20 protein-coding genes and 1 pseudogene are annotated in these 21881 nt (G+C 29.5%); 9 read left to right on the top strand and 12 right to left on the bottom strand.

Annotated elements, in window-relative coordinates; genetic code table 11:
- Positions 1–205 precede the first annotated feature (205 nt).
- The 8 genes from K324_RS0103340 to K324_RS0103305 form a co-directional block, all read right to left on the bottom strand.
- Entirely contained in the window at positions 206–997 is a 792-nt protein-coding gene (locus K324_RS0103340; RefSeq protein ID WP_026747910.1) for an endonuclease/exonuclease/phosphatase family protein, read from the bottom strand.
- A 36-nt stretch (positions 998–1033) separates the two neighbouring features.
- On the bottom strand, positions 1034–2164 hold the full coding sequence (locus K324_RS0103335) for an N-6 DNA methylase family protein (RefSeq protein ID WP_026747909.1): 1131 nt from the start codon (positions 2162–2164) through the stop codon (positions 1034–1036).
- Complete coding sequence (locus K324_RS0103330; protein WP_026747908.1) at positions 2154–2741, bottom strand: restriction endonuclease subunit S; 588 nt, start codon at positions 2739–2741, stop codon at positions 2154–2156. Before K324_RS0103330 ends, K324_RS0103335 begins: the two co-directional genes overlap by 11 nt.
- A 218-nt stretch (positions 2742–2959) precedes the next feature.
- Positions 2960–4720 (bottom strand): hypothetical protein, encoded by a 1761-nt coding sequence (locus K324_RS0103325; RefSeq protein WP_026747907.1) that lies wholly within the window; start codon positions 4718–4720, stop codon positions 2960–2962.
- Between the two features lie 137 nt (positions 4721–4857).
- Positions 4858–6510 carry an Hsp70 family protein gene (locus K324_RS0103320; RefSeq protein ID WP_026747906.1) on the bottom strand — a complete coding sequence of 551 codons (1653 nt, stop codon included), beginning with the start codon at positions 6508–6510 and terminating at the stop codon, positions 4858–4860.
- A 3-nt stretch (positions 6511–6513) separates the two neighbouring features.
- The gene (gene grpE / locus K324_RS0103315) at positions 6514–7110 is read right to left on the bottom strand and encodes a nucleotide exchange factor GrpE (RefSeq protein WP_026747905.1); all 597 of its coding nucleotides are present in this window, start codon (positions 7108–7110) and stop codon (positions 6514–6516) included.
- Between the two features lie 286 nt (positions 7111–7396).
- Complete coding sequence (locus tag K324_RS0103310) at positions 7397–8029, bottom strand: DUF421 domain-containing protein (RefSeq protein WP_026747904.1); 633 nt, start codon at positions 8027–8029, stop codon at positions 7397–7399.
- 54 nt (positions 8030–8083) lie between these two features.
- On the bottom strand, positions 8084–8527 hold the full coding sequence (locus K324_RS0103305) for a DUF3290 family protein (RefSeq protein WP_026747903.1): 444 nt from the start codon (positions 8525–8527) through the stop codon (positions 8084–8086).
- Between the two features lie 1075 nt (positions 8528–9602).
- Between K324_RS0103305 and K324_RS0103300 the strand changes: the two genes are divergently transcribed.
- From K324_RS0103300 to K324_RS0103270, 7 genes are all read left to right on the top strand, one after another.
- Positions 9603–11912 carry a peptidase U32 family protein gene (locus K324_RS0103300; RefSeq protein WP_084533540.1) on the top strand — a complete coding sequence of 770 codons (2310 nt, stop codon included), beginning with the start codon at positions 9603–9605 and terminating at the stop codon, positions 11910–11912.
- A gap of 155 nt (positions 11913–12067) precedes the next feature.
- The gene (locus K324_RS0103295; RefSeq protein WP_026747901.1) at positions 12068–13153 is read left to right on the top strand and encodes an O-antigen ligase family protein; all 1086 of its coding nucleotides are present in this window, start codon (positions 12068–12070) and stop codon (positions 13151–13153) included.
- A 23-nt stretch (positions 13154–13176) separates the two neighbouring features.
- Positions 13177–13740 carry an RNA methyltransferase gene (locus K324_RS0103290; protein ID WP_026747900.1) on the top strand — a complete coding sequence of 188 codons (564 nt, stop codon included), beginning with the start codon at positions 13177–13179 and terminating at the stop codon, positions 13738–13740.
- A 59-nt stretch (positions 13741–13799) separates the two neighbouring features.
- Complete coding sequence (locus tag K324_RS0103285; protein ID WP_026747899.1) at positions 13800–14219, top strand: PTS-dependent dihydroxyacetone kinase phosphotransferase subunit DhaM; 420 nt, start codon at positions 13800–13802, stop codon at positions 14217–14219.
- Positions 14220–14255: 36 nt separating this feature from the next.
- Positions 14256–14765, top strand: coding sequence for a ribosome maturation factor RimM (gene rimM / locus K324_RS0103280; RefSeq protein WP_026747898.1), 510 nt, complete (start codon positions 14256–14258; stop codon positions 14763–14765).
- Between the two features lie 39 nt (positions 14766–14804).
- Positions 14805–15566, top strand: coding sequence for a tRNA (guanosine(37)-N1)-methyltransferase TrmD (gene trmD, locus K324_RS0103275; protein ID WP_026747897.1), 762 nt, complete (start codon positions 14805–14807; stop codon positions 15564–15566).
- A 19-nt stretch (positions 15567–15585) separates the two neighbouring features.
- Positions 15586–16110 (top strand): gamma carbonic anhydrase family protein, encoded by a 525-nt coding sequence (locus K324_RS0103270; protein WP_026747896.1) that lies wholly within the window; start codon positions 15586–15588, stop codon positions 16108–16110.
- Positions 16111–16204: 94 nt separating this feature from the next.
- On the opposite strand, the gene K324_RS0103265 is transcribed toward K324_RS0103270, so the two are convergent.
- The 4 genes from K324_RS0103265 to K324_RS15125 form a co-directional block, all read right to left on the bottom strand.
- Positions 16205–17329: an HlyD family secretion protein gene (locus K324_RS0103265; RefSeq protein ID WP_026747895.1), complete on the bottom strand. Its 1125-nt coding sequence runs from the start codon at positions 17327–17329 to the stop codon at positions 16205–16207.
- Positions 17319–19475, bottom strand: coding sequence for a peptidase domain-containing ABC transporter (locus K324_RS0103260; RefSeq protein WP_173020664.1), 2157 nt, complete (start codon positions 19473–19475; stop codon positions 17319–17321). The genes K324_RS0103265 and K324_RS0103260 overlap by 11 nt, the downstream gene beginning before the upstream one ends.
- A gap of 135 nt (positions 19476–19610) precedes the next feature.
- Positions 19611–19790, bottom strand: coding sequence for a hypothetical protein (locus tag K324_RS0103255; protein ID WP_026747893.1), 180 nt, complete (start codon positions 19788–19790; stop codon positions 19611–19613).
- 25 nt (positions 19791–19815) lie between these two features.
- Positions 19816–20166 (bottom strand): hypothetical protein, encoded by a 351-nt coding sequence (locus K324_RS15125; RefSeq protein ID WP_026747892.1) that lies wholly within the window; start codon positions 20164–20166, stop codon positions 19816–19818.
- Between the two features lie 291 nt (positions 20167–20457).
- On the opposite strand from K324_RS15125, the pseudogene trmD (K324_RS14205) reads away from it, so the two are divergent.
- Together trmD (K324_RS14205) and K324_RS0103240 are read left to right on the top strand one after the other, a co-directional pair.
- Positions 20458–21041, top strand: a pseudogene (gene trmD / locus K324_RS14205) (tRNA (guanine(37)-N(1))-methyltransferase); the annotation flags it as partial.
- A 225-nt stretch (positions 21042–21266) separates the two neighbouring features.
- The gene (locus K324_RS0103240) at positions 21267–21872 is read left to right on the top strand and encodes a PadR family transcriptional regulator (protein ID WP_026747891.1); all 606 of its coding nucleotides are present in this window, start codon (positions 21267–21269) and stop codon (positions 21870–21872) included.
- The last annotated feature ends 9 nt before the right edge of the window (positions 21873–21881 follow it).

Here is a 21881-nt window from a genome sequence, read left to right as displayed (position 1 = left end):
CTAAAAATTTTATATATTTGATTTATTTTTTCCTTATTTTAAATATACCACACTTTTTTAAATTGTCAATACATTTACGTATATCTTTTTTCAATTTTTTTTTCAAAAAAATAATCACCATATTAAAAAACAGTGATTATTACTGGTTTTTTGATTATTTAAAAATTATGATTTCATTTTAAAATTATTATTTTTTAATCAAAAATTAAATTTCTATTTCTACTTCTATTCCGAAATGATCCGATACTACACCTTTATTTTTACCATCAAAGATAACTTTGCTTTCTTTTACTTTTATTTGTTTATTACTAAATATATAATCTATTCTCTTTTTAGATTTATCTTGATCCCATCCGTGAATCCCTTTATCAACAGTTATCCCGCTATCTTTTTTCTCAGCCATGGTATATGTATCATATAAACCTTGATTTACAATATTTTGATAGTCTTTTGGATTTCCATTGGCATCCGTATTAAAATCTCCCATTAATATTTTTAAATTATCAGTTTTAGATCTTTTTAGAATGCTTTGTAAATTTTCTCCCATATCTTCTGTTTCACAAGTTGGCAAATTCATATGGCAGCTGTAAAATTCAATATCCTGTCCCTTATAATCAATTGTAATGCTTACAATCCTTCTTGCCGATATTGTTCTTACTGATTGTGCAAAAGTACAGTAAAATTCATCTTCAGCACTAATTTTATGTCTTGTTATTATTGCCACACCTTCATTATATTTTCCAAATCCAATGTGTGAGTTACTCCAGTGATAATAATAGTCCGTATCTGTATACTCCTGTAATTTTTCCAGAAGTACCCATCCATAATTTTCCTGTCTTATGTCATCAAAGATTACAGGATTATTCATAAGCTGATTCACTTCCTGCATTGCTATCACATCATACTGCTTTTCAGCAATATCTCTTGCCAAAATATCAATTTTTTCCATTTGATTTTCTTCCAGCCACGCATGGACATTAATTGTTAGTAATTTCATAATTGTACTCCTTAATATATTTTAAATTTATAAATTTTATTTTTGTTCTAAATATTTTTCTATAAAATTATCGCATTTTTTTCTATTTTCAGTCATCAAGTTATAAATTTTGTCCTTTTCGCTTTTTAATTCTTCCAAGTCAACATATTCCTTTGTCTTAAAAACATAACCTAATATATCCAAATTACAACCTTTTTTTAATACAGTTTCATTTGAGATTAATCTTGAAATACCATTTATTTCCTGTTTATTTCTAAAAATTTCCACTAATTGCTTATAATTTTCAGGTTTTATTTTCTCACTTCCCTTTTCAAAGAAATTTTGTGCCTGTATAAATAATATGTTATTTCTATTTGTCTTATCATCGTTAAAAATTATTACCTGATTTTTTAATATATTGTTAAAAGGCATAGAAACAACGCACTTTATTTTATCCATTTTTATAATTTCTTCTATTTTTTCAGGTTTCATTAGATAAAAGGCATCTTTTTCAACCATTCCTTTTTTATTATTTATTAAAAATTCATATACTGATTTTTCTGAATTTTCTTCGTTTGTCAGAATTTTTACTGTGTTTTTTGAATTTTCCAAATTTGCCATCGCATTTAGAATTTCGATAATTGTATTTTTTTCATTTTTACTTATCTTTTCACCATAAAAGTTATTATTTTCAAAAAAATCATTGTTATATAAAATTTCATTTTTCTGAATATTTAAAAACTCTACAGATAACTGGTTAATACTTTCATCGTGCATAATAGACATATTAATTACACCGTCTGTATAATTTTTGACTATCTTTACATATCTTCCCCTTAAAATATTTAGTTTTAAGTCCATTTCCGACTGTTTCAAAGTTTCAATAAATTCTTCCAAATTGGGAAAATTAACTCTAAAACCATGTATTCCAGCAAACATATCTATTTTAACCAATAATTTTTCTATATTTTCCAAATATGTGCTTTTTGCATCGTATTCAAATCCCAGATCATTTAAATATTCCAAAAATAAATAGTTATCATCACGTAAATCTTCCAATTCTTCACTCACAACTTTACTTACAGAAATAATGTACAAAAGAAGCGACATTTTAAGAATTTCTAATTTTTGATGATTTTTATTATTTTCCAACTCCTCTATTACAAGTTCAAAAAATTTATTCTTCATTTATTATCACCTTATTTTCTGACAGAATCTTTTCCTCAATATATTTCTTTTTAAGCTGTAAATATTCCAGTGTACTTTCTTCTTCCGTTTCAAAATTATTTATTATTTCCACCATTCTATCCTGTACTTCTCTTTCAGGCAAATCTATATCAAGTTCCACTATATCCGTCTTATTAACTGCCCTTACAGCACTCATTGTCTTATATTTTTTCTCAAAGTAAAGCAACAGCAATTCTGTCTTTAAAAGCCATTGCAAATATTTTGGATTTACCTTTTCATTTGCTCTTAAAATAAAGTAAAGCGTGGCTGGCAGGACATTTTCATAATCTTTGTCAACATATATGACTTCTATTTTACTTCCCTTTGCCTGAAATAATACATCATTCTTTCTTACAAAATATTTTTCATTTATTTTATTTTTTCCATTTTTATATCTTTCTGGAACTTCCGCATTTTCAAAACTTTCTATCTTTCCATTATTTACAAGTGTTGGATTTAGTAAAAGATAACCAGTTTTTGAATCTGCTGTTTTTACGTTTAACGGTGCTATTATATCTACATTATCCCCTAATTTCATTTTTTCACTTCCTTTTTCTAATCATACTCAAACCCTTTCAAAATCAAACTGCTAAAATTAATTGAACTTGGGATTCCAGTAAGATAGCTATTACTTTTACGTTCAGTTTTAAAATGGCATTACTATGCTACTTCTGTAAGTATTATACCATAAAAAAATATGGAATACTATAAGATAATTCTTTTTTATTCATATATAAATTTAAATAATTTTTCGTTTTATTTATTTTCATTAATTTTTGCAAAATCAGTAAAACATCCTTTATTTTCCCTAATATGTATATCTTCATCCGCACTCTTTTCATTTTTAAAACTTACAACATCTTCAGCATTCTGAACAAATAATGTTGTGCCCCTGGCTTTTAACTTAACTCCACATTTAAATTTAAAAACTCTGTCCTTTACTCCATTTTCCAGTAGCACATTGTATCTTTCCCTAGGGAATTTTTCTATAACTAATGAAGTATAATTCCCTATGCTGCTATTTCCTGTTACTACTGTCTGTTCTAAATATGTGTCTGTCTTTCCGCTGTAATAGAGATTGTTTGTTGTGACAGAAAAATTAGCGGATGGTTTTAAAGATATTTTTTTATCTTTTCCCTCAGTCGAAACTACATTTTCGTTATTTGATACTGTATTTCCCTGACTTTGCTGAGTATCAGAGGAAGATAACGCTTTTATTGCCAAATAAATTACAATACAAAATAATATTCCTAAAATTATTAAAAAAATAACATTTATACCATTTTTATTATTATTTCGTGTATATGTACTTATCTCATTGCTTTTGACAGTCCTTGTATTTTTCTTTGCCTGTCTTGCCGTATTATTATTTTTGTTCTCCTGTCGCCTTTCCCGCCTGACTTCATCCAATTTTTCCTGTAATACAGTAATTGAAGAATTTTCAGCCCAGTATAATCTCGCATCATTCAGATATTTCTGTGCTTCTGCAAATTTTGATTTTTTTATAGCCCTCAATGCCTCAATACACAAGTCCTCCGATTTTTCAGCATACCTGCTCCGTCTTGTTATTTTCTCAGAATCAGCCTTTTCATCTAATGTGACAGAATTATTTCCTGCCATATACGGTATTTTTTTTTCCTTGCAAAATTCAATTACAATACTTTGTGCCTCATTTCTGCTTTTCAGTATTTTTTCAATTTCTCTGGTAAATTTATCAGCAGGAACTTTATTTTTTGTCAGATTATAAACCTGCTCTATTTTTTCTAATTCCTTATGTACTTTCAAATATTTCAAATGTTTTAAATAATCATCATATTTTTTTATTTTATCTTTATGATTTAATATCAGTTCACAAGCGCTGTACAGCTTCTTTCTGGCAGAAGTTTCATTATCAAATTTAATCAATTTTTTCCTATTATCATCTATTTCTTTTTGTGTCAAAGTTTTTATGTCCAGCCCTTCAGAAATCAAAAAATCATATAAATTATCCTTACTCAATACTTCCAGATATTTTTCAAACACTGAAAACTCGTAAAACTCATCAATTTTCATATGAACATATTTCAAAAATTTTTCGTATATTTTTTCATCATATTCTTTTGGCTCTATTTTTCGCCCACTTTTTTCTATCCGTTCCCGTACAAGATTTTCTTTCCGTCGAGTCTTTTGTGCAATTTCTTTCACTATTTCCTCAGTAATTGTAACTTCGTCAAGATATTTCAAAAAATCATCTATCGGTTTAAACAATCTTTGCTGAGCATCCTTTATAAGCTCTTTCCTTCTGGATTCATTTAGCATTTCTTCCCGTATAATCCCACTTTTTACCAAATTATTATATTTTTTATATTTTTCCCCATCAAAAGGATCGCTCTCTTTTGCCAGCCAATGCCGCTTTTTTTCTTCAATTCTGGCTTCTATCCTTTTTTCATTTTCTTCGGGAACTGGATAATATTCCAATTCAAGTATTTCATACCAGTTATTTTGTATTTTTGCCAATTCTTTGCTCTCTTCTGCCATTTTTTTAGATTCTACCTCCTTTCATAGTAAAAATTTTAAAATCTAAATTATAATTATGTTACCAAAATTCTAAACTTATTTAATTTTTTGCTTATTTAATTTTTGAGGGAATTTAAGTATTTTTTATGTGAATTTTATTACAATACGGCTATCCCCTGTGATTTTTGCGTCAATCTTTCCAATTCTTCCTTTGTCATTACACCTTTTGTTTCAAATTTCACATTAACTTGCTTACTTCCAGTTTTATCCAGCCCCTTAACTTCCAAAATTCCTTCCTTGTTTAATTTAAGTGTAATTTCAACTGGTGAGCCGACAGGTGTATTTTTTGGCAATTCCAACACTGCATCTCCTATTTTTAAGTCCTCGTCAACTTCAAAATATTTATCCATATAATCATTTTCATATATTTCAATATCAACTGTCGCCTGATTATCATAGAGCGTGCTGAAATTCCCCGATACTTCCAAAAATCCACTAGGCATTGCCTCGTTTTTTATAATCATATTAAAGCAGCTTTTGATTCCTTCCTTATTTTCCACTTTTACCGCAAAACTTTTTGTAGTCGCTATCACAATCTCTCTCGTATTTCCACCAATGCTCATCATTTCAGGCGAAAACGTTAATTCTTCCTTGTAATCCTGTGCCTTCAGTTCCTTCTCGTTCCCATTGACTGTAACTTTTACTTCCCCATTTGACTCAAAATCCTTTGCTGTAAGGCTTTTCTGATTATTCACATAGACATTCACGGCATGAATTGCCGCCCCTTTTGCCACAGCTTCATCTGGTTCAAGAATCTTGATTTCAATTTGTCCAAAATTTTTGGCAAGTGCCTTCCTAACTTGAGGCATTCTTGTAGAACCACCAACTAAAAGAATTTCATCAATTACATCATAACCTTTATTTTTCGCAACTTCAATGGCTTCCTTTGTCTTTTTCAAAGTTTCATTTAACAAAGTGGATGTTATTTCATCAAATTCATCTCTAGTTACAGTCACTTTTTCCCTGTTTCCCATAACTTCTAGCATATCTCCAGCCTGACTTCTCGAAGTTAATTGTTTTTTTATCTTTTCCGCCTTCAACCGCAGATCCTGTTTTGCATATTCGTCAAATTCAATATCATAGCCTATTTTTTCAACAAACTGGTTAGCCAGATACCCTATAAGTACCTCATCCCAGTTTTTTCCACCTAAATCATGATCTCCATCCGAACAGATAACCTCAATTTTATCAGCACTTATCCGCATAATCGTCACATCGAATGTTCCACCACCAAGATCATAAATCAAAATAGTTTTCTCATCCTGTTCCTTTGCACATCCATAATACAGTGCCGCCGCTGTTGGTTCGCTTATAATTTCCAGCACATTCAGTCCCGCTATTTTACCTGCATTTTTTGTGGCTGTACGTTCTGCTGTGCCAAAATAGGCTGGACAAGTTATCACAACATCCTTGACTTCCACTCCAAGCTGCTCAGAAGCGTCCTGAGTCAATTTTCTCAAGATAAATGCTGATATTTCCTCGGGAGTCTTGTCTTCCCCATTATAATTAATCGCAAAATCCGTTTTCCCCATCAATGTTTTCACAAGCATAACTGTTGTTTCAGGATTTAACACTGCTTCAGCCTTTGCATCAGCCCCGACAATAACATTATCCCCTTCAAATGCAACTACAGATGGAGTTATATTGTCCCCATCATTATTTTTTATTACTTCAGCTCTTGCCGTATCATCTACACGTGCTATACATGAATACGTTGTTCCCAAATCAATTCCAAAAACATATTTTGACATTTTTTATTCTCCCTTCACTTCATCCTTTTCTTCATCTTTTTTATGGATATAAACTTCCACTTTTTCAGGCAAAATCACTTTTCCTTTGTGCATATACCCACTGCTTGAAATAGTATAAATTTTCCCATGCAGCTCTTCATCCGAAGTTTTAATTTTTTTCATTATTTTCTGCCTTTTTGCATCAAATTCTATATTTTTCCCATTCTCTGTTTCATAAATTTCTATATCATTATTTTCAAGAATAATCTCAATTTCCTCAATATAACTTTGAAGTAATTTCAACTTTTCCTCATCTGTCTTTTTACGAAAATTCCCCACACCTTTTTTCATACTTTCTCTCATATTTATAAAATCCAATATAAGCGGTTTTACAAGCTGAAAATGTAAATCATTCCTATATTCCTGAATCTCCTCGTGAAGTTTATCTGCAATTTCCTTTTCAAAACTCGTACTCTGAATCTTTTTCAGAAACAATTCATTCATTCCATTCAATTTATCATTAATACTTCCAATATTTTCTAATATTTCATCAATTTTATCATTATTACCCTTAACTTCAAAATTAACTTTCCCTTTTTCTTCCATCTCCTCTTTTTCCATAATTTTTCATCCTTTCTCAGCAGTTCAAATATTTTCTAAACTTTATTGAGGCAAAAATTCAATAATATTTAAAGATTACGATTAAAATTTACTTAATATACCATATACCAATAATTTCAATAGTTTAAAATTAAGAATATACTCAATAATTGTCTTAATTATAGCATATTCATTAGTAAATTTCATTAATTTTTTTCAAACACAAAAAATCACATATTTGTAATAAAAAATACCCAAACAATAATTTACACTACTATTCGAGTATTTTTTCTTAATTAAACTTTTTTTACTTCTTCACAATAAAAAGTTTATCATCGTTACTGTATTCAACCAGAAAAATGTCATTAATATCAGAAATATTGTATTTTTCTAGTTCTTCCTGCAGCCACTTGTCATCTTTTCCAATATGCTCCAAGTTTTCTTCCAAGATTTTTCCTTCTGAAATTAATAAGTTTGAATAATTTTCATCATTCTTTTGTATGACAATTAGTTGTCCGTTTGATTCCATAAATGCATCTTCAATGTCTGATATTTTGAAAATGCCTTTTGTCCGTAATTTTGTGTAGAAATCAGGGATAGAAAGAGTTGCCTGAGCAAAATTTTCTGTTAACATTTTTCCACCTTTTATTAAGTATACAATTTGTCCGTCTATCATTTTTTTTACATTCTTGTTTGAATTCTTTAGAAAATCTATCGTTGTCATTAACACTCCCCATATTAAAAGGACTATTAGGAACTGGACTATTGTTATGCTTGGATTGTAAATTACACCACCGATGATTCCCCCAAGAACATAGTTACCTATCTGATCTTCTGTTGAAGTTGGTGCCAGCTGGCTTCGTCCATTCAAATTCATAAATACTACCAAGGCAATAAATCCAATTGTAAGTTTTATCGCCACAGGAATTATAAAATCCAAATTACATCATCTCACTTTCTTTACTATTTTTTGCTTTAAAAATAAAAAATGCCACTATTCCTTAAATGTCTTAATTTCATCCACATAAGGTACTGTCATCTGTTCAACCAGAATATTATTGTCTACCCAATGAATCTGATAAAACTTATCTCTTATTTTATAAACTGTATGTTCTGTTATTTCAGGAGTATTTATAAAAATTTCATTTTCTCCAACTTTAAATTTTTCAGCCAATTTTTTAATAACGCTTGCCGAATTTTTATAAACTTTTTCCTGATTATTTTTAGCTCTATAATTTTCAAAATGATACAAGCTAAATAAAAAAATAAACATCAATCCAAGCAAACTAAGCTGCTTATCTCTTAAAGAAATACTTCCTTTAAACCATTTCCAAAACGCAAATAATACAAATGCAATTACAAAAATAATCATAACAAGAAAAAATTTATCAGTTACAAGTCTTTTATTCTCTAAATAAGTAAAATTATAAAATTCCATATTTTTAACATTCTCTCCTTTCTCCATAATTTATTTATCATAATAATATCATCTTTTTCTCATAAAATAAAGGTTTTTATAAGAAAATAATTTAAATTTCTAAATATACTTTAATTAAATTTAATCATTAAGTATCCATATAAGGGATTCTTATTCAGAATTTGAAAAACTGCTTATTATTAATAAATGTTTTTCATATATTCTATGTTTTTTCTTTTTATACAAGCAAGGGAAATCAGTCGCCATTTCCCTTTATTTCGCAATAATAGTTATTTTAGTATATTTAAATAATGTCATACTAAAGAGAATAGTGAAAGTGCTACGCACTATCCCTGGCTCGTCTAAGCATTTTTTGAAATATTCCCAAATTTTATTTGGGAAAGTAGTCAAAACATTTATTATTTGGATAAACCTGAATTACTACGAAAACGAAACTCGCTAACACTCACTTTCGCAAATTAAAGATTAGAAAAACTCTATAAAACATATTTGTTATAAAGGTTCTGGCGAAAGAAGCACATAAATGTGTTTAGTCGTTTTCATTCCAAAAAAATCACTACATTCTTTATTAAATTATAAAGATTATTATATTTAAATTCTTAAATTTGGAAAATATTAAATAAGAAAGTTTTGCGTAAAGCGGGGTAGTTCGTAGAACGTTTCGACATTATCTCTAAGCAGTAGTCAGTTATACAGGTTAAAATAACTGTTATTGTGAAAAAAGGCATGGCGTCTGATGCCCTTACGTTAAAAAAATGAATAAACATATAAAAAAACTATTATTAATCATAACTTATTAAATAAAATTATAAAAGTCCTTAAGATGGATACTTAAAAATTAGATTTGATTTTTTTTATAAGGTTATCAAATTAATTGTTATAGAATTTTATTTCTATTTTTTAAATAGAAGTTTAGTATTATAGGTTATTTTTATTAACAACTTTAAATAAAAATCATTAATTTGAATACTTATAGGATTGAGATTTTATTTTAAAAAATAAATTGGAAAAAAATAACAAATTTGATATAATATACAAAGATGAAAAATTTGGATAAAATGGAGAGAAATTTAAATTGGAAGAAGCAATAGATTTTGATAAAAAAAGAAAAATGAATATTTTGGCACCGGCCGGTAATTATGAAAAGCTGGTTGCAGCTGTGAAAGCTGGGGCTAATGAGGTATTTTTCGGGCTGAAAGGGTTTGGAGCGAGAAGGAATAATGAAAATCTGGCTATGCAGGAAGTGTTTGATGGGATTGACTACGCTCATTCACGTGGGGTAAAGACGCTTATGACTTTGAATACGATTTTGAAGGACAGCGAGATTAACAGCATGTATAACAATGTCAAAAGAGTTTATGAACACGGGATTGATGCTGTTATTGTGCAGGACTTGGGATTTGTGAAGTTTTTGAAGGAGAATTTTCCAGATTTAAAGATTCATGGAAGTACCCAGATGACTGTGGCAAATCACGTGGAAGCCAATAAACTAAAGGAATTAGGACTTACCCGTGTCTGCCTTGCAAGAGAACTTTCTTTTGAAGAAATAAAAAGCATTCGTGAAAAAACTGACATTGAACTGGAAATATTTGTTTCAGGCTCACTTTGCATTTCCTATTCTGGAAACTGCTATATAAGCAGCTTTATCGGAGGGCGAAGCGGAAACCGTGGACTTTGTGCATATTCCTGCCGTAAGAAGTTTACAGATGAAAATGGAGAAAATGCTTATTTTTTAAGCCCAAACGATCAGTTATTGCAGGAAAAGGAAATAAATATGTTAAAGGATATTGGGATTGATGCGATAAAGGTTGAGGGACGAAAAAAATCGAGCGAGTATGTTTATGAAACTGTAAGCTATTATGACAATATTCTAAAAGGCACTCCACGTCCGACAGAAAGTTACAAATTGTTTAACCGTGGTTATTCAAAAGGATATTTTTATTTGGATAACAAGCTTATGAACTTTAAATATTCCTCAAATTTTGGATATTTTCTTGGAGCGAGAATTGGTGAATCGAATAATTTTAAAATTGATGATGAACTTATTTTAGGAGATGGAGTTCAATTTGTGGATGAAAATTTTGAGCAGATTGGCGGAGAATATGTAAATAAAATTCGGATTATTGAAACTGGAAAAAATGGAAATTCTGAAAAGAAAAATAAAAAACAGAATGGAAAAAGCGAGAATATAGAAAAAATCTCAAAAGCTGACAGATTCGATATTATTTCCATTGGAAAATTACCAAAAGGGACAAGATATATTTACAAAAATTATTCCAAAGAAATTAATGACAGAATTATTCATAATATAAAAATTTCCAAAAGGTATGCCGCTGTTAATGCGACATTACTTGCAAAAAAAGGGCATAAAATCGAGCTTACGCTGGAAATTGAAAATTTGAAAAATGAAATAATTTCTGTTACAAAAAAAGGAAATATTATTGAGCAAGATGCAAAAAAATTGATTACAAAAGAGCAAATTGCTGAAAAAATTGGGGAACTTGGAGATACGACATTTGAGCTTGGGAAAATTCAGATTGATTATGATGGGACTTCATTTATTCCATTTAGTGAGCTGAAAACTCTGAAAAGGGAATGTGTTTCGGAACTTTTGGAAAAATTGCTTGAATCTTACAAAAGAACGGCTATTGAGCGAAAAAAATACGATTTTGAAACAAATAAAAATTCTGAAAATATGGAAAGTGGGAAAGATAAAAATAGCAAAAAGCCTATCGTTTCTGCACTTGTTACAAATGACGAACAGGAAAATGTCTGTCGTGAAATGGGGATAACAAAAGTTTACAGAAAACAGTTTGACGTTGCAAAGGAAAAGAATTTGTCTAAAACAAATAAAATAAAAATAGGTACAAATTTAGCCTCCAATCTTTATCAGGCAATTATGGGAGAAAAAACTGGAGTAAAAGGGCAAACGCTGGACTGGAACTTAAATGTTTTCAACAATCATGCAATTGAGATGTTTTCCAGCTTTAAAAATCTTGAAACTGTATTTTTATCGCCAGAATTAAGTTATCGGCAACTAAAAAACATAAAATCTGACAAGTTGAAAAAAGGGCTTGTAATTTATGGCCATCTAAAAGGAATGTACATCGAGCATAAAATTTTTGATAAGGAATACAAGGAGCTGGAAGGAGAATTTTATGATAAGTACAAGATTGTAAGAAATGAACTTGATAATATTGAACTTTATTTGGATAAGCCGATGAATCTGATACCAAGGTTGGATGATATTTATGAGCTGAATTTGGATGAATTAAGGCTGGACTTTACGTTTGAAAAGGCAGATGAAGTGAAACAGATTATTAAAAGTATTGATACAAAAAGTGGAAAATACACTCCTTATGCCTTTGAGCAGGGAGTTTTATAAAAAATTTTGAATATATAGTCTAGTTTAAAACGAGAGCAGAAAGTTGGCTGTATCTATGTCCATTGCTTTTTACATATTTTTACTCCAATTTTTAAATGGATTGGCTATAATTTTAAAGATGTTTTACTATCTTATTATAACTATAAGGAGGAAACTTGGAAACAAAAAATCAGAAATATTTGGAAAAATTGTATTTACTTTTGGGTGCATCAATTTTTATACATTATGTTTTAGTTATTTTATTTAGCATTTTAATATTGGTAAATATTTTTACAACTGGAGAATATAAAAAAATATTTAAGGACAAGTCGCTAATTACGGTGGGAATTGTTTTAGGATTTTCACTTATAACTTCCGCCTTTTATAAAAATATTTTAGGATTAATCGCAATTCCGATATTTTTGTGTATTGTAGTTGGGCGTTATTATACACTGATTGTAGATGTGGAATTTAAAAAATATAATTTGGAGTGGATGGCAAAATTTTCTGGAATATCACTTTTTGTCGGAATTGGAGAATTTTTATTCACACATAATAGAATTGGCTATTTTGGATATCTTAATCCAAATTATTTGGGAAGCATTATGATGATGTCAGCAATTATAAATTTATATTTTGTTTTTGAAAAAAAATCAAAAATCAATTTTGCAATATTTTTCATGAATATTTTAACAATCCTGCTAACTGGCTCAAGATCTTCACTAATCGCCGTAGTTCTTGGGATATTTGTATTATTTTTCTACTTTTTACGAAGAAGATATTTTGTGGGATGTATTTTAATGCTTTTGTCATATATTCTAGGAGTAATTTCAGGAATCTTCCCATTTTTGCGGGAAAGCACACTTATAGAATATTTTTGGCTAAGAATTGAAATTATTGATATGGCATTCAGAATTTTTAAGAAAACAAATATTCTATACGGACATGGAAACTTTTTTTACTACAAATTTACAAATTACGTGTATCCGCATTCGCATAATGCACTTGTAGAACTGCTTTTAAGTTACGGACTAATTGGAACAATAGCTTTACTTGCCGTATTTTTACGTTATTTATACGATATTTTGAGAAATGACAGAAATAATGTGTTAAAAATTGCTCTGATTGCTGGAATTGTGGTACATAACTTTACCGATTTTGCAATTTTCTGGGTACAAACTGTAATACTGTTTATTATGGCTCTAGCCTATAAAGAACAAAATGAGCAGATACGTGGCTACAGGCAGAAACGAAATAAATAAAAAATCTGAGAGGAATACAAAAAATGAGAGATAACATATATGTGGGACTTGTCCACTATCCTGTATACAACAGAAATAATGTAGTTGTGGCAACTTCTGTCACAAACTTTGATATACACGATATTTCCAGAACTTGCAGGACTTATGATATAAAAAAATATTTCATCATAACTCCAGTTGATGCCCAGAAAGAGTTGACAGGAAGAATTATTGGCTACTGGACTGAAGGAAATGGAATAGAATTTAACAAAAATAGAAATGAAGCCTTTGAAAATACAGAACTTGAAGACTCTGTACAAAGTGCAATAGAAACAATTGAAAAAATTGAAGGAAAAAAACCAAAGATTATTACAACTTCGGCAAAAATTTTCCCAAATACTGTTGGATATGCTGATTTAGGCAAGGAAATGGTTGAAGATGATTCACCATATCTAATCTTGTTTGGAACAGGCTGGGGGCTTACAAATGAAATTATGGATTTATCCTATAAAATTTTGGAGCCAATTAGAGGAAAGACTAGATACAATCATTTATGTGTCAGAAGTGCCGTTTCAATAATTTTAGACAGATTATTGGGAGAAAATTAAAAATCAAAATAACAAAAAATAAAAACACAAACATAATATGAAAGGACAAAAATAAAAAAATGAAGGAAAATAATCATAAATTAGTAGGAATCGTGGTAGTTAGCCACAGTAACACACTTGCACAGGAGATCATTAACTTTGTGAAGGTATTTAAGCAAGAAGAATTTGCATTGGAAAATGGGGGAAATGTAAAAAGAGAAGTTTACGGAACGAATGTTGAGAATGTGAAGGAAGCAATCGTTCGTGCAGATAACGGTGCTGGAGTGCTTGTTTTTGTAGATATGGGAAGTTCTGTATTTAATGCAGCTAAGGCAATAAAGGAGCTGGAAGGCCAAGTTAAGGCAAAAATTGCAGATGCCCCATTGGTGGAAGGAATAATTTCGGCAGTTGCAGCCAACTTTGACGGGATTGATTTGGATGAATTGAAAATGATCGCTGAAGATAGCAGAAAATTCACAAAATTAAAAAAAGATATTTAGAAAAAGATTTAAGAAAGAGAGAAATAATAATAAATAATGGAAAACTTAGTAAATATAGGAACAATCGTTGGAACACATCATTTACGTGGCAGCGTTAAAATTACCTCAATTTTTGAAAATATTGAACTTATCGAAAATGAGCGTGTTCTTCTTGAAAAAAATGACAAAAAGAAATTGCTTGTCGTAAAAAATGTAAAAAGGCTAAATGACAAAAAAGCAATTTTAGACTTTGAAGGAATTGACAATATTGATGCTGCAAAAGAGCTGAATGGCTATAAAATCAAAATTCGACGTGATTTACTGCCTGAAAGAAACGAAGATGAATTTTACGTAAAAGATTTGTTTGGAATAGAAGTGTTTTCTGAAAATGAAAAAATTGGCGAAATTATTGATGTAATGGAAACTGCTGCCCACAATATCTTAATTATTGAAGATATTGAAACAGAAAAAGAGATAATGGTTCCATTAATTGACGAATTTGTAACAAAGATCGACTTCCCAAACAACAGAATTGAAGTAAGCCTAATCGACGGAATGCGAGAATAGATAAATAGAATTTGAAAATAAATACAAGAGGTAAAATCAATGAAATTTAATGTACTCACACTATTTCCAGAATTATTTGAGCAATATTTATCACAAACAATCCTAAAAAGAGCAAGCGACAAGGATATTATCGATTTTAACATCGTAAACATAAGGGATTACGCCAGAAATAAACACAGCCAGATGGACGACATCCCTTTTGGTGGCGGTGCCGGAATGGTTTTAAAACCAGAAGCCTACTGGAACTTCTTTTACGAAAACTACGAATTTTACAATAACGAAAATTCAAAAAAACCTTACGTAATTTTTTTATCCCCACAAGGAAAACAGCTAACCCACAACAAAGTTACAGAACTTTCAGAAAAAGATGAAATCGTACTTATTTCAGGACGTTACGAAGGGCTAGATCAAAGGGTAATTGATAAATTTGTGGATGAAGAAATTTCCATTGGAGATTATGTCCTAAGCAGTGGCGACTTGCCTTCCCTTGTAATTATGGATTCTGTAATTCGGATAAAAGAAGGCGTAATTAAGAAAGAATCCTTTGAAACCGACTCATTTTACAACGGACTCTTAGGCTTTCCACAATACACAAGGCCCGTAGAGATTGACGGTTACACCGTTCCAGAAGTCCTGCGAAGTGGAAATCACGCTAAAATTGATGAATATAGGCAGTTTCACTCAATTGAGAAAACTATGAAGAATAGAATGGATTTGTTTAAAAAAAAGTTAGAAAATATTGATGAAGATTTGGAATTTAAGAAGGTTTATAAGAAATACTTGAAAAAGAAAGACAAGTAGTTAGGAGAGTGTATTCAGGATGATTTATGAATTGGACGGGATAAAACCTAAAATATCGGGAGAGGTATTTATTGCTGAAAGTGCTGATGTTATGGGAAATGTAGAACTGAATGACGGGGTAAATATATGGTTCGGTGCGGTACTAAGAGGAGATGTGGAGAAAATAATTATAGGGAAAAATAGCAATGTTCAGGATAATTCGACATTACATACTGATTTTGGACTTCCCTGTATCGTGGGAGAAAATGTTACTGTAGGTCATAATGTGATACTTCATAGCTGTGAAATAGGAGATAATGTGATAGTAGGAATGGGCAGCACAGTTTTAAACGGGACAAAAATCGCTCCTAACTGTCTTATAGGTGCAGGTTCTTTAGTTACTCATAAAATTCCTTATGAGAAAGGTGTTCTCATTTTAGGAAGTCCTGCTAAAATAGTGAGAAAATTGACTAATGAAGAAATAGAACATATTCAAAAAAATGCTGACCATTATGTAAAAAATGGAAAATTGTTTGCTAAAACTTTGAAAAAAGAGAATATTTAAAAAATCATAAAGTATTATTATTTAAAGACGACCTAAAGGTTGTCTTTTTTTATTATTTACATTTATATATAAATTTGAAAAAACATTTTCTTTTTTACTCTAATGTTTTTACTTTAAAACTTAAAATTTCAAGTATATAATCTATTATACGCTTTTTCGTATAAATTATATTGCTTTCCAGTGTCATCCCTTTTTTTAAATTTAAGGTATTTACATTTTTAGCATCTATATTTCCGACTACTAGATAATATTTATTACCATCCTCTCTCGTAATACTATCTCTTGAAATTAACTCAATTTTCCCTTTTAAAGATATGTTTTTCTTTTCATCAGGAAAATTAAGATGATAATTTATATTATTTCCTTTTTTTATTTTTGTTATATCCTTTTCTTCAACATAAATATTAATTTTATAATCGTTTTCAGAAGGAATAATTTTGGCTACATTTATATCAGAAGCCACAGTATCTCCGTTATTAATCGGTGTCATAACCTCCAAATATCCTGAAATAGAAGCAACAACTTTTGTCCCTTTAATACTGTCATTCATTGATTTTATTTTCATTTCTAATTCTTTTATCTCATTATTAAGCGTTATTTTTTCACTATTTTTTGATATCTGATATTCTATTTCTAATTTTTTCTTTCTCTCTTTTAGAATTGACAATTGATTTTGGCTTTTTTCATAATCAAATCTTGAAAGTCCACCTACTTTATATAATTCTGAATTAGTATACACTACTCTTTCCTGCTCTCCTATTTCAATATTTAATGAATCTAATTCTGATTGGTGCGCTTGTCTTTTCGAAAGATAATTTGAAACAGACACATCTTTATTGTATTTTCCACTTGAAATTGCGTTATAAAGATTTTTCTTTTCTGCTAGGCTTTTTTCTAAATAATTCTTTTCAATGGAAAGAGAATTATTTTCTATTTCATACAACAAGTCCCCTTTATTTACTTTTTTCCCTTGGCTTATATTATTATTTTTAACTTTTCCAGTCATAACATTAACTACAACACTGCTATCTAGCTTTGTTTCTAATGTTCCTGTCCCTTTTATCTTTAAATCTATTTTTCCAAAATAACTCCAAATTAAGAATGAAATGATAATAGTTAATATAAAATATACTAATATCACGTAAAATGAATTGATTTTTTTATTTGATAATTCTTTGACCGTTTCTATTTCATCATACTTGTAAACTTTAATTTTCATGAATATTTTCCTGCTCTTTCCATAGTGCATAATACTTATTCTTTAATTCTATCAACTCCTCATGAGTACCTGTTTCTATTATTTCTCCTTTATCAAGAACATAAATTCTGTCACATAATCGAATAGTACTTAAACGATGGGCAATTATTATTGTAGTCATATTAAATTCAGGATTGTTTAGTGTTTTTTGAATAGCACTCTCTGTTATTGAATCAAGATTACTTGTAGCTTCATCCATTATTAAGATATCAGGTTTTTTAAGTAGTGCTCTTAGAATAGACAACCTCTGTTTTTGCCCTGTCGATAAATTTGTTCCATTTTCCTCTATCATATAGTCAAATCTTTGTGGCAATTCATTTATAAATTCATAGGCATTCACTTTTTTAGATAATTCTATAACATCATCAATTTCTATTTCATCACTTAACATAAGGTTTTCTTTTATTGTTTTGTTGAACAAAAACATATCCTGTGAAATATAAGATATTTTATTTCTTAAAAAAGTATTGTCTATATCTTTTAAATTAAAATCATTAATATTAATGTCACCTTTTTCAAAATCGTAAAATTTAAGAATTAATTTAGCCAAAGTTGTTTTTCCGCTTCCCGATTCACCTACCAATGCTATTTTTTCGCCTTGCTTTATTTCCATATTAATATTTTTTAAAATTAACTCTCTTGTTCCATATCTAAAATTTAAGCCTTTTATCTCAATATCTCCTTTTAAATTTTGAGGAATCATTTTTTCATCACTTTGTTCTATATCTAAATCTATTATTTCTCCGAGTCTATCTGCTGATACTGTTGCAGTCTGAATAGTTGGCTGTAAACTTATCAAATTTTTTACTGGATTTGTAAAATATCCCAGCAAAGTATTAAATACCATCATTTCTCCCAATGTTAATTTTCCATTTATAACTTGGATTGCACCTACCCACATTATCAAAGTATTCCCTATTAGTTCTACAACACCCGATAAAAAAGTTAGTAAATTATAAATTTTGCTTCTCTTAAAAGATGATTTTATAACTTTTAAATATTTAAATTCTGTTTCATCTTGTATATTTTTTTCAAGATTATATGCTTTTATAGTTTCTATACCATTTATACTTTGAATTATATAAGAAGTTAGCTGAGAATTATTTTCCAAAACTTCATTGTTTATTTTTTTTAAAATTTCTTTAAATGAAAATACAATCACAATATAAAGCAGTAATATAACTATTGAAACAAAAAATAAATACTGATTTTGGATATAAACAATTATTCCACCTGTAACAGCTGTTATAACATCTAGCATTAATGTTAGTACCGTCTCAGCTACCGCATCATTTATATTATCAGCATCAGAAAATCTCGATGTTATTTCTCCTGTTTTTCTTGTTGAAAAAAAATTCATTGGCAATTTTATTACATGATTATAATATCCTAGCAATATTGCTATATCTATTCTCTGTCCTAAAAATATTAGTAAATATCCCCTAAATATGCTAAGCAGCATTTGAATTATTTCAAGTATTACCATTCCCACAACCATTACAGTTAATGTAGTCATAAGCTTATCTTTTAAAATATAGTCTATTAGAAATTTAGAACTGAATGAAGTTACTATGCCAAGCACAGTATAAAGTATTGAGGCTAGAAATATATTAAACAAAAGACTTTTTTGATTTTTTAAAACATAAAAAAACCTGGTCAAAGAATTATCCTTTTCGTTTCTCTTCTGAAAATCTTTTTTAGGCTCAATTAAAAGCAAGATTCCAGTCCATATTTCAGAAAACTCTTTGTGAGAAAGTTTTTTTATTCCACTTTCAGGATCAGAAATAATAATTCTTTTATTGCTTACGTCATGAACAACTACATAATGCAAAAAATTATTTTTAGACTGAATATGTGCTATTATTGGAAAAGATACACTGTTATCAATTTTTTTATCCTCAACTTTCACAGCTTTTGATTCAAATCCTAAATAATCCAGTCCTTTTATCATTCCCGCAAGATTAGTTCCGTTTCTATCTGTTCCTGATATTTGGCGTAACTTGGCAATTGAAAAATTTGAATTATATTGCTTAGCTATTGTTAGTATACAGGCAGGTCCGCAATCCTTCTCATCCTTTTGTAAAACACAGCAATATCTTTTAAACATCGAAAAAATCTTTTTCCACCTCTCTTTCTTAAAAATAAAGAGTTTCTAAAGACTAGAAACTCTCTATTTAACTAAAAGTTTTATTAGGATTAGGTTAAGGACTATAATCTTATAATAAATACGTATTTATTTAATCTATCTATTAATTTTAAGAAACTTTAATATAATTTTTCCAAGCAATCCAATAACAGCACCTGTAATTGCAGCTGTTATTAAACCTATAACCCATCCATATTCATCAATTATTCTACCTCCAATTATGGCTGACGATATTGAAGCTATTATAACTATCATATTTTGATATTTCTTATTCATAATTTTACTTCCTTAAAAATTTTGATTACCATCCTAATTTGCAAGCTCCTCTATCAAAAGCATATCCTACTCCTCCCGCTGCTGCTCCACCTAATCCTCCTGCAGCAGCTCCAGGTCCAGCACCTACTCCTCCTGCAAAAGAGCCTCCAATAGCTCCTCCAACAGCTCCAGTAACACCACCTTTAACTACTTCTCTACTGAAGTCTCTGTTGCTCCAACTACAGTCTCTTCTATGCCCCCCACTACGACTACTTCCTCTACTATTACTACGGTTACTTTTTGAATTACCTCCGTGTCCATGTGATCTGCTTCTGTCTCTAATGCTTCCGCCATCGATTGTCATTAGTTCCATTTCATTTAGTTCTACAATTTTCATTTTTATCACCTCTAAATTTTTTAATTTTAATAATTTTTTTTAATTATTAATGTGTGTATTATACCCCCCCCCCCATATTTTGTCAAGTTAATTTTTATTTAATTTTTAAATAGTTTAAAATTATAATCAAAAATCAAAAAAAGTTTAATTTCTTGTTTAAAATTTCTTTAATATCGCATCTTTAATAAATTTTTCTTTTTCAAAATTTAAAAATAAATTCACTTTCCTAAAAAAAAAATAAAGAGTTCCTAAAAACTCCCTATTTACCCTAAAACAACTTATAATTAAGTAGCAAGCGACAAGGATATTATCGACTTTAACATCGTAAACATAAGGGATTACGCCAGAAATAAGCACAGCCAGATGGACGACATCCCTTTTGGAGGCGGTGCTGGAATGGTTTTAAAGCCAGAAGCCTACTGGAACTTCTTTTACGAAAACTACGAATTTTACAATTTTCAGGACGTTACGAAGGGCTAGATCAAAGGGTAATTGATAAATTTGTAGATGAAGAAATTTCCATTGGAGATTATGTCCTAAGCAGTGGCGACTTGCCTTCCCTTGTAATTATGGACTCTGTAATTCGTATAAAGGAAGGTGTAATAAAAAAAGAATCTTTTGAAACAGACTCATTTTACAACGGACTTCTTGGATTTCCCCAATATACAAGACCTGTAGAAATTGATGGCTATACTGTTCCAGAAGTATTACGAAGTGGCAATCACGCTAAAATTGATGAATATAGGCAGTTTCACTCAATTGAGAAAACTATGAAGAATAGAATGGATTTGTTTGAAAAAAAGTTAGAAAATATTGATGAAGATTTGGAATTTAAGAAAGTTTATAAGAAATACTTGAAAATGAAAGATATATAAATTGTAGTTTGTATAAGGACAGTCTAAAGGCTGTCTTTTTTTATTTTATCATTGACGTTTTTATATTCTCTTAGGAGCAATAAATTTGGGAAAATGACTTTGTACCTTGACAACAATGAAGCTGAAATGACAAAAATGGAAAAAATGAAATGCTAAAAATTTCAAAATAAACTCTTTACAATACCTAAAAGGTATGTTACTATAAGGTATAATAGGAGGTGTGTTATGGATAAAATAATTTTAGGAATTTTAATGTTACACAGAATGACTGCATATGAACTTCGAAATGTCATCAGAAATAATTTTAAATCTATGTGTAGTGATAGTCTCGGCAGTATTCAGGCAGCTCTCAAAAAATTGCTTATGTCGGAAATGGTTACTTTTGAAGAGCTTGTTGAAAAAGGAGTAAATAAAAAAAGATACGCAATAACTGATATTGGACAAAAAGCATTGATAGAATGGATAAGAATTCCCATTGATATTTCAAAGACAAAAAATTTAGATATCGGAAAACTTCTTTTTATGGGATATGTTTCAGAAAATGAACAGAAAAATCTGATTGATAAAATCATTCATTCTTTAGAGGAGGAATATACAGCACTAAAAAAATTAAGGGAATCAATACATATCGAAGATGAAAGAGCAGCACTTAAAAACTATTTACTTATAGATACAGAATATCAGGAGAGAATTAAAAATCTAAATAAAGGAAACGATATATCTGAAAACATTAAAGAAATCAGTAAATTTACAGTGGCTACTTTAGATTATGGAATTGATATTACTGCTTTTAACATGGAATGGTTTAAAAAATTGAAGAAAAGAATATAGAAAGAAAGG

The organism is Leptotrichia trevisanii DSM 22070, assembly GCF_000482505.1.
Taxonomy (GTDB): Bacteria; Fusobacteriota; Fusobacteriia; order Fusobacteriales; family Leptotrichiaceae; genus Leptotrichia; species Leptotrichia trevisanii.
The sequence above is the reverse complement of the archived record's forward strand: the minus strand, read 5'-3'. Positions and strand labels throughout refer to the sequence as shown.